This window comes from Priestia sp. FSL W8-0524 (genome assembly GCF_038005965.1).
GTDB classification, from domain to species: Bacteria; Bacillota; Bacilli; order Bacillales; family Bacillaceae_H; genus Priestia; species Priestia zanthoxyli.
The window spans coordinates 5,201,788-5,211,729 of the sequence record NZ_JBBOUG010000001.1 but is presented as its reverse complement, the minus strand read 5'-3'; the positions used below and the strand labels follow the sequence as shown (position 1 = coordinate 5,211,729).

General features: G+C 39.8%; 8 protein-coding genes. 1 reads left to right on the top strand and 7 read right to left on the bottom strand.

The features are described 5' to 3' along the window. The 5 genes from rlmD to gatC form a co-directional block, all read right to left on the bottom strand. On the bottom strand, positions 1 to 1,330 hold a 1,330-nt coding region (gene rlmD / locus NST66_RS27265), incomplete at its 3' end, for a 23S rRNA (uracil(1939)-C(5))-methyltransferase RlmD (RefSeq protein WP_340843751.1). Positions 1,331 to 1,425: 95 nt separating this feature from the next. Continuing rightward, positions 1,426 to 2,358, bottom strand: a complete 933-nt coding sequence (locus NST66_RS27260; RefSeq protein ID WP_028410196.1) for a diacylglycerol kinase — start codon at positions 2,356 to 2,358, stop codon at positions 1,426 to 1,428. A gap of 234 nt (positions 2,359 to 2,592) precedes the next feature. Beyond that, positions 2,593 to 4,023: an Asp-tRNA(Asn)/Glu-tRNA(Gln) amidotransferase subunit GatB gene (gene gatB, locus NST66_RS27255; RefSeq protein ID WP_013055057.1), complete on the bottom strand. Its 1,431-nt coding sequence runs from the start codon at positions 4,021 to 4,023 to the stop codon at positions 2,593 to 2,595. A gap of 14 nt (positions 4,024 to 4,037) precedes the next feature. Next, positions 4,038 to 5,495, bottom strand: a complete 1,458-nt coding sequence (gene gatA, locus NST66_RS27250) for an Asp-tRNA(Asn)/Glu-tRNA(Gln) amidotransferase subunit GatA (protein ID WP_013055056.1) — start codon at positions 5,493 to 5,495, stop codon at positions 4,038 to 4,040. A gap of 16 nt (positions 5,496 to 5,511) precedes the next feature. Then, complete coding sequence (gene gatC / locus NST66_RS27245) at positions 5,512 to 5,802, bottom strand: Asp-tRNA(Asn)/Glu-tRNA(Gln) amidotransferase subunit GatC (RefSeq protein ID WP_013055055.1); 291 nt, start codon at positions 5,800 to 5,802, stop codon at positions 5,512 to 5,514. Positions 5,803 to 6,167: 365 nt separating this feature from the next. Here gatC and NST66_RS27240 point away from each other — a divergent pair, with 365 nt between their 5' ends. Then, entirely contained in the window at positions 6,168 to 6,653 is a 486-nt protein-coding gene (locus tag NST66_RS27240; RefSeq protein ID WP_047751762.1) for a DUF3920 family protein, read from the top strand. 55 nt (positions 6,654 to 6,708) lie between these two features. On the opposite strand, the gene NST66_RS27235 is transcribed toward NST66_RS27240, so the two are convergent. Together NST66_RS27235 and ligA are read right to left on the bottom strand one after the other, a co-directional pair. Further along, entirely contained in the window at positions 6,709 to 7,902 is a 1,194-nt protein-coding gene (locus NST66_RS27235) for a CamS family sex pheromone protein (protein WP_014461929.1), read from the bottom strand. Positions 7,903 to 7,915: 13 nt separating this feature from the next. Further along, the gene (ligA, locus tag NST66_RS27230) at positions 7,916 to 9,922 is read right to left on the bottom strand and encodes an NAD-dependent DNA ligase LigA (RefSeq protein WP_028412523.1); all 2,007 of its coding nucleotides are present in this window, start codon (positions 9,920 to 9,922) and stop codon (positions 7,916 to 7,918) included. Positions 9,923 to 9,942 lie beyond the last annotated feature (20 nt).

The window sequence follows — 9,942 nt, the reverse complement described above, 5'->3', positions numbered from 1 at the left end:
GCGGGAACATATCAACAGGCTGAACTTCAACCGTCTCATAGCCGCCTTTTTCTAGAATAGCTAGATCACGCGCAAGAGTTGCTGGTCCGCATGAAACATAGACAACTTTTTTCGGCTTCATCTCGATGATGGTATTTAAAAGGGCTTCGTCGCATCCTTTTCGCGGTGGATCTACGACGATGACGTCCGCTTTGATGCCTTGTTTGTACCAGTTTGGAATGACGACCTCTGCTTCGCCTACTTCGAATTCAGCGTTGTGAATACCGTTTAGCTCAGCGTTGCGCTTTGCATCTTCAATCGCTTCAGGCACGATTTCAACGCCATATACTTTTTTCGCTTTTTGAGCGAGAAATAACGAGATTGTTCCGATTCCACAGTAGGCGTCAATGACCGTTTCTTCTCCTGTTAAATCTGCATACTCGAGCGCTTTGTCATAAAGCACTTTCGTTTGCTCAGGGTTTACTTGATAGAATGATTTTGCTGAAATGGCAAATTTAACGTCGCCGATATAGTCGTAAATATATTCTTCTCCCCAAAGTACGTTCGTTTGGTTCCCTAAAATGACGTTCGTGCGCTTGCTGTTGACGTTTTGAACAATTGATTTCACGTTCGGCACGGCTTCGATAATGTCTTCTATAATACGCTTTTTGTTTGGCAACTCAGCTGTACGAGTCACAATTACAACCATAATTTCACCCGTTACAAGTCCGTAGCGCGCCATGATATGACGAAGCGAGCCTTTATGCTTTTGTTCTTGGTAAGCAGAAACCCCATGCTTTTCACAGATTGATTTGACAGCTTGAACAACATCATCATTTGCCTGCTGCTGAATCAAACAGGCATCCATGTTAATGATATCGTGGCTTCGCTGCTGATAAAATCCAGCGACCAAACCGCCTTCTCGCTCTGCTACGGGAACTTGAGCTTTGTTTCGATAGCGCCAAGGATCGTTCATTCCTAGCGTCGAATGTACCGGAACGTCAGGTAAATGGCCAATTCGCGCCATGACGTCTTTTACTTGCTTTTGTTTAAATTGCAGCTGTCCTTCATAGCTTACATGCTGCAGCTGACAGCCTCCGCACTGCTTGTATACCGGACAGGGTGCTTCAACACGCTGCTCACTAATTGTATGGTGCTTGATAAGCTTGCCAAACGCATAGCCTTTTTTTACTTTAATGACTTTTACTTGGCCGCTTTCGCCGGGCAGCGCATTTTGAACGAAAATAGGAAATCCGTTCACTTTCGCTACACCCGCTCCGTCATGCGTTAAATCTTCAAACGCAACATCTATATATTCATTTTTTTCTACAGGTGGTTTTAATTTTTCCATTTATCGTTACATCCTTTTAGTCATTTGAAAATGCTGAACTGATTGTACCATAAGAGCGAAAGCCAAACAAAGGAAAGCATGAAAAAAGATCGCAATTAGGCGATCTCATTTTTTTCCATCAATTCAGCTGTTGCTTTTGGAACAAAGATTTCTACATGGCGATATAAGTTTACAAATTCCCCAGGCAATAACCCACCGTACTCGCCATCTAGATTTAGCTGCATTTTATCATTCGTATGAATTTTAACACGGTTCGCTTTTGTATAAATAATATGAGGATCATTGATATGTTCTCCTCGCAGCGCAAGTGTCGCAATTCGAATAAACTCAGCTAAATTTGCTTTCTTTAAAATAATTAAATCAAACATGCCGTCATCTAAAGAAGAGTCTGGTGCCAGCTTTTCAAAACCGCCGACTGAGTTCGTTAAGGAAACGAGGAAGAACATAATCTCGCCGCCAAAGAATTTTCCGTCATACTCAATTTCAACGGATGTTGGTTTAATAGAAGGAAGCATTTCCATGCCTTTTAAATAGTAAGCTAGCTGTCCAAGCATTGTTTTTAACTTGCTTGGCACTTCATACGTTAATTCAGTTAAACGGCCGCCTCCGGCGATATTTACAAAGTAATGCGTTTCTCCGTCGTTTGTTACACAGCCTAAATCAATTGGCTTCGTTACACCTTCTACAATAACATCAACAGCGCCTTCAATTGTACGCGGGACATTAATGGCACGAGCAAAGTCATTGGTTGTTCCAACAGGAATAATACCTAGCTGCGGACGATAGTCTTGTCCGGCAATACCGTTTACGACTTCATTGATGGTACCGTCTCCACCGGCTGCAATTACAACATCAAAGCGGCGCTCTACTGCTACTTTGGCAGCTTCTGTTGCATCGCCAGCGCAAGTTGTAGCATGACAAGATGTTTCGTAGCCTGCTTGCTCTAGCTTTTGCAAAACTTCCGGTAAGTTTTTCTTAAAAATTTCACGGCCCGATGTCGGGTTATAAATAATTCTCGCTCTTTTCATATTCATCATCCTAATAATGATAATTTGTCACAAATCTTTGCCTACTTTTATCAGTGAAAGAATGCCCCCTCACATTACATCATCAACAAGAGGGGGCATGAACAAACATATTATAAAGAAATTAACCTTGATATACAATATTCACGTTTCGGTTTTTATTCATACCTTCAGCGCGATCGCCCTTACTCATAATAAATGTGAGATGGATACCCACCTCACATTTAGTTATCAAATTTAGCGTTTATTAATTTCTTCTAAAAGAATTTTATTAACCATCGGTGGGTTCGCTTGACCTTTTGAAGCTTTCATAATTTGACCAACTAAGAAGCCGATTGCACGATCCTTACCGTTTTTGAAATCTTCAATAGACTGAGGGTTTGCATCTAATGCATCTGTTACGAATTTACGTAAAGTTGCATCATCAGAAATTTGTACAAGACCTTTTTCTTTTACAATTTTCTTTGCATCTCCGCCATTTTCAATTAATTCTTTGAATACTTTTTTCGCAATTTTAGACGAAATTGTACCTTCTTGAATTAATTGAATCATACCAGCTAGACCTTCAGGTGTTAATGCTACATCTGAAAGTTCTTTTTGATTTGAGTTTAAGTAAGCAGAAACTTCACCCATTAACCAGTTAGAAGATAGCTTAGCATCTCCGCCTGCAGCAAGTGTTGCTTCAAAGAAATCAGACATTTCTTTTGTTAGCGTTAATACCATTGCATCATAAGCAGGTAAGCCAAGCTCTTCTACATAGCGCTTTTTACGAGCATCTGGAAGTTCAGGAATCGAAGCACGAACGCGTTCTTTCCACTCTTCGTCGATGTGTAATTCTAATAAGTCAGGCTCTGGGAAGTAGCGGTAGTCGTCAGATCCTTCTTTTACACGCATCAGAATTGTTTCACCCGTAGACTCATCAAAACGGCGTGTTTCCTGCTCGATTAGGCCACCAGACAATAACACTTTTTCTTGACGAATTTCTTCGTGTTCAAGACCGCGGCGCACATAGTTAAATGAGTTTAAGTTCTTTAGCTCAGCTTTTGTACCAAACTCTTCTTGTCCAACTGGACGTAAAGAAATATTGGCATCACAGCGAAGTGAACCTTCTTCCATTTTACAGTCAGATACGCCTGTATATTGAATGATTGATTTTAGTTTTTCTAAATAAGCATATGCTTCTTCAGGAGAACGCATATCTGCTTCCGATACAATCTCAATTAGAGGTGTACCTTGACGGTTGAAGTCTACTAGTGAATAGCCATCGCCTGTATGCGTTAACTTACCAGCATCTTCTTCTAAATGAAGTCGGTTGATACGAATGCGCTTCGTTTCACCTTTAACTTCTACTTCAATCCAACCGTTCTCGCCAATTGGTTTATCAAATTGAGAGATTTGATAAGCTTTTGGGTTATCCGGATAGAAATAGTTTTTACGATCAAACTTTGTATCTGTTGCGATTTCACAGTTTAGCGCAAGCGCTGCTTTCATTGCAAAATCAACTGCTTCTTTGTTTAACACAGGTAGTACGCCAGGATAACCTAAGTCAATTACACTTGTGTTAGCATTTGGAGCCGCACCAAATGCGTTTGGACTTGCTGAGAAAATTTTAGATTTTGTCTTAAGCTCAACGTGTACTTCAAGACCAATAATCGTTTCAAAGTTCATCTTTATCTCACCCCTTACAGTGCTGGTTTCGCTTTATGATGCTCAGTTGCTTGTTCGAATGCATGAGCAACACGATAGATTGTGCTTTCGTCGAAATGCTTACCGATAATTTGTAACCCTAATGGCAATCCATTTGATAAGCCGCAAGGCACAGAAATACCAGGTACTCCAGCAAGGTTTACTGGGATTGTTAAAATATCGTTTGCATACATTGTTAATGGATCATCTGTTTTCTCACCAATTTTGAATGATGGAGTTGGTGTAGTTGGTCCAATGATAACGTCATAGTTTTCAAATACAGACTCAAAGTCTTGCTTAATTAACGTACGTACTTGCTGTGCTTTTTTGTAGTAAGCATCATAATAACCAGAGCTTAACGCAAATGTCCCAAGCATGATACGGCGTTTTACTTCGTTTCCAAAGCCTTCGCTTCGAGACTGCTTGTACATTTCGATTAAGTTCTCAGCATTATCTGTACGGTATCCGTAGCGAACGCCGTCAAAACGAGATAAGTTAGCAGACGCTTCAGAAGAAGATAATAGATAATACGTAGCTAATGCGTATTTAGAGTGTGGAAGCGATACTTCTTCCCAAGTTGCGCCTAGTCCTTCTAACACTTTTAGTGCATCTAAAACAGACTGGCGAGCTTCTTCGCCCACACCTTCGCCTAAGTATTCTTTTGGAACAGCAATTTTAAGGCCTTTTACGTCACCTGTTAAAGCAGATACATAATCCGGTACATCAACATTAGCAGAAGTAGAATCCATTGGGTCTACGCCTGAAATTGCTTGAAGTAAGTATGCATTATCTTCAACAGAATTTGTGATTGGTCCGATTTGATCTAAAGAAGATGCAAATGCCACTAATCCGTAACGAGATACGCGACCATACGTTGGTTTTAATCCAACAACACCGCAATAAGCAGCTGGCTGACGAATTGAACCACCTGTATCAGAACCTAAAGAGAACGGAACTTCGCCTGCTGCTACAGCTGCAGCTGAACCACCGCTAGATCCACCCGGTACGTAATCTAAATTCCATGGGTTGCGCGTTAACTGAAGACCTGAGTTTTCAGTTGAAGAACCCATTGCGAATTCATCCATATTTAATTTACCGATTGTTACCGCTTCAGCTGCCTGCAGTTTTTGAACAACTGTTGCATCATAAATCGGATCAAAGTTTGCTAGAATTTTACTAGAGCAAGTTGTACGTAAATCTTTTGTGACAATATTATCTTTTACACCGATTGGCATACCAAATAATAGGCCAAATTCATCTTTTGTTTGTAATGCTTCATCTAGCTCTTTTGCATAAGCACGAGCATTGTCTTCATTAAGCGCTAAGAACGCACCTACTTTATCATCTACTTCATTAATACGTTTGTATGATTCGTCTACTAAATCTTGTACACGTACTTCTTTCTTGTGTAAAAGGCTATGTAGTTCTGAAAGTTTACGATCGAATAAAGACATCGTAAAGCCTCCTTCCTTATTCTAAAATAGTTGGTACTCGAATGTAGCCATCCTTGTGGTCTGGCGCGTTTTTTACTACGTCTTCAATTGGTAAGCCTTTAGCTGGCTTATCTTCACGCATCACGTTTTTCATATCCAATACGTGAGAAGTTGGTTTTACATTTGTAGTATCTAGCTCATCTAATTGTTCTGCATATGTAATAATAGCATCTAATTGTTTTGTAAATAGTTCTGCTTCGTCATCCGTCACCGCAAGTCTCGCTAAGTTTGCAACGTGTTTTACTTGATCAACAGAAATTCTTGACATGTTCCTTCACCTCCGAATATTCGTCCCACTACAATATACTGATAATACCAAACTTCACTAGCAACAGGCAACATTTCTGAGACTAGTTCCTAAAATATTAAAAACCCCGCCAGACAAGACAGGGCTTACATTTATCACTTCTATTTTATACCAAATCTATTTCATTCAAACAACATTCCATACTTTTCCTTCGTCATAAAATATTTCTCTCTTGCATAGGTATAAAATAACCTTCTTTGTAGAAAAGATAGATAGAAAGAGAAACATGCTTTAGAAGAACACACCACCATGTTTTAATTTCACTAGTCTTTGGGAAAGTAAAGAAAACGAATAACTACTTTACCGTAAAAGAGGTGCTATAAAAATTGAATAAAATACTTATACAGTCAGTCATCCACCAGCGCCCTGTGTATCAGCAAAGCGGAAGATGGTTTGTATTAGATGAAGAATTCAAGTGGGATTTGTCCACCTTGCAAAAAGATGTTTTTGCTTGTTTAAATAAAGCCTTTCATATTCCTATCATTTTTTGTGATTCATGTGAAGCCAATAAAATTGTCTCCGCTCTTGGAGAAGAAGAAGCAGAATACCTGCAGTTTGCCTCAGGTGTTTACTGGCGAGAAGTCGGCATTATATTTATTTTTAAATTTGATGACTACCTTCCGCTTGTTGAAACCATCTTTCACGAGCTGCGTCACTATATTCAAGATCACATCCCTTATTATCAGAAAGAATTTGAGCTGGATAAAAAACGCCCGTATGAAGAGCGGACAACCGAACAAGATGCATTTGCATTTGCTGCTTATTATCTTGCTAAGTTTACGAGACAAAATTCTCACGCCATTTCTTCATAGGAGGCAATTTCATAGAATTAAAAAAAGACACTGCTTGAGCAGTGTCTTTTTTTGCTTACTCTTCGTAAATATGAACGAACGGCTTGTCTTCATCTGCTTTTCTAACAATGAGAGCTTCCGGTCCGCTTACTGAGTTAATAGAGATACTCGTTTCCATATATGAAGGGAAATGATCAAGCATTAAACCAGCAACGTACTGAGTAAATCCTACAATTTCACCTTTTCCATAAAATTGTACGGGAATATCAATCGTCATTTTTTGAAGCTGTCCATCTTTGTAATACCCTTTCCCTACTACGCTTGTAAAGTTTGGGAAGTAGTCTTCGATTTGCGCTTTAAACTCATCAAACTTCATCGCATCATCTCGGTGATCTTTTGTTGCATCTGATGATGGGAATAAATAATATTGCTCGTCTAAATTATCCCAGCTGCCAACGGCCGTATCATTTGAACCTGCATTTCCGACAGCTATAAAGTTACCCGGTGTTAAAGAGGACTTAGCACTTTGTTTGAATAATGCTACTCGAACTGGCACATTTTCTAAGCCTTTGATGTTGCGCATACGCTTAACAATTTCATCTGCCATTTGCTTTCCTTGCGCTTCAATCTCTTTATTTGTAAGCTTCACTTCACGTGCATAACCATTTTCTTCTGTATAATAATGAACAGAATTCATCGCTAAGCCGATTGTGACGCCTCCAAGTTTTACCTTGTCGTCTCCGTCTTGAATAAGGTAGTCTTGTTCAGTAATGTTCGCTAAGTACATTGGACTTGTTTCGTTACGAGTTTTCAAATCGCCTTTTTCTGTATCAATTGGGTTTAACCCATTGTTTTTAAGCTTCTTTTTCGCCGTATCATCTTTTGTTTTGCTTTGAAGATCTTTAAACTGTTTATCACTCAGCTTACGGCTTAACCATGAGCGAATAGTATCTTTATCAAGGTACTGGCCTTCTTGATACACATATTTTTTCGGAGAATAGCTATCTGTCGATAAGCGCATTAAGCCTGTTTCAAATTCTTGCGCATCCAAGCGGTTATTTAAGTTTGCTGCTACTAAGCCTCTTGCCACTCCCGCTTTAAATGGAAGAATTGTTCGGTAATAATCGTCTGAAATACTATACTTCGGAATAACTGCTTTTTCTTTCTTGTTGTTGGTTTGTTGAACAGTCTCTTTATCGTCCGAAAGGTTCGGTGCACACGCTGAAGTTACAAGCATGACCGCAAGAGAAAGTAACAATATCTTTTTCAACTACACACACCTCTTATTTATTTAATTCCGTAAGTAGCCTTGCTTCATCCCATACTTCAATTTCAAGCTCGTTAGCTTTTGTCAGTTTGGAACCAGCCTCTTCCCCTGCCACAACAAGGTCTGTCTTTTTACTTACGCTTCCTGTGACTTTACCGCCAAGTGCTTCAATTTGTGCTTTTGCCTCATTGCGAGATAGCTGTTCAAGCTTACCTGTTAATACAACGGTTTTACCAGCAAAAACAGAATCTACATTTTCTACACTTACAAGCTTGGGTCCTTTGTATGTAAGGTTTACTCCATACTCTTTTAATTCATGTATAAGTTCTTGAACCTCTTCTTGTGTAAAGTAAGCGACAATAGCATCAGCCATTTTGGCACCAATTTCATTAATTGCCACTAATTCATCATACGTTGCTTTTGTTAACTTGTCTATGGTTTCAAAGTGCTGAGCTAACGTCTTTGCAGCTTTTGCTCCAACGTGGCGAATGCCCAAACCAAAAAGCAAACGCTCAAGTGAATTTTCTTTAGAAGCTTCGATGGCCGCAATCAAATTATCAGCAGATTTCTCACCCATGCGCTCAAGCTCGATTAACTGCTGTTTTGTCAGCGTATAAATATCTGCTACATCTTTAATTAACTGTTCACGAAATAATTGTGATATAACTTTTTCACCAAGTCCATCAATGTTCATCGCATTGCGGGACACGAAATGAATAAGTCCTTCACGAATTTGAGCAGGACAGCTTGGATTAATGCAGCGAAGCGCAACTTCTCCTTCTAAACGCACCAGTTCACTTTCACATTCAGGGCAGTGAGTAGGCATCGTAAACTCTTGCTCTTCTCCCGTTCGCTTCTCTTCAATCACATTCACTACTTCAGGAATAATATCTCCTGCTTTTTTCACCACGACATAATCTCCGATGCGAATGTCCTTTTCACGAATCAAATCTTCATTGTGAAGAGACGCACGCTGTACCGTCGTACCTGCTACTTGAACCGGCTCCAAAATAGCTGTTGGCGTAATGACACCTGTCCGGCCTACCGTCAGCTCAATATTTACAAGCTTGGTTACAACTTCTTCAGCAGGAAACTTATAAGCAATAGCCCAGCGTGGACTCTTGGCCGTTGTTCCAAGCTCAGCCTGCTGATCAAATGAATCTACTTTTACAACAATGCCATCAATATCATAAGATAGTTCTGGACGTTTCGTTTGCCAGCTTTCGATATAAGCAATCACATCATCAATGGTTTCACACGTCTGTCTTTCTTTATTTGTTTTAAAGCCAAGATCATCGAGTAAATTCAAACTTTCGCTGTGAGAGTCGATTTCTAATTCTCCTGTATCAGTCATGGCATAGACAAAGATATCTAAATTACGTTTTGCCGCAATTTTAGGATCTAGCTGACGCAGTGAGCCAGCAGCTGCGTTACGGGGGTTAGCAAACGGAACTTCATCTCTTTCCATTTTTGCTTCATTAAGTGCTTCGAATGATTTCCTCGGCATAAATGCTTCTCCGCGAACTTCCATTGATAACGGTTCTTTAATTCGCAGTGGAATCGAGCGAATTGTTTTTAAGTTTTCAGTAATATTTTCACCAGTCGTACCATCTCCGCGCGTAGCACCCAGCACTAAGTATCCATCTTCATAGCGAAGAGATACAGCAAGGCCGTCAATTTTAAGTTCGCATACATAAGAAAACTCGTCTTCAACGGCTTGGCGCACTCGGCGATCAAAATCTCGAAGGTCTTCTTCATTAAATGCATTTCCTAAACTTAGCATAGACGTTTGATGCTGAACCTTCTCAAACGCATCGAGCACTTGGCCGCCGATGCGCTGAGTAGGTGAGTCAGCTGTTTTTAATTCTGGAAACGATTCTTCTATTTCAATTAACTCATTCATTAATTTATCGTATTCTGCATCTGGAACAGATGGCTGATCTAACACATAATATTCATAACCATATTGATTTAATAAGTCACGTAATTCTTGAACGCGTGATTTTGCTGTCTCAAACTCCATATTCTAGCTCCTTTTCACGA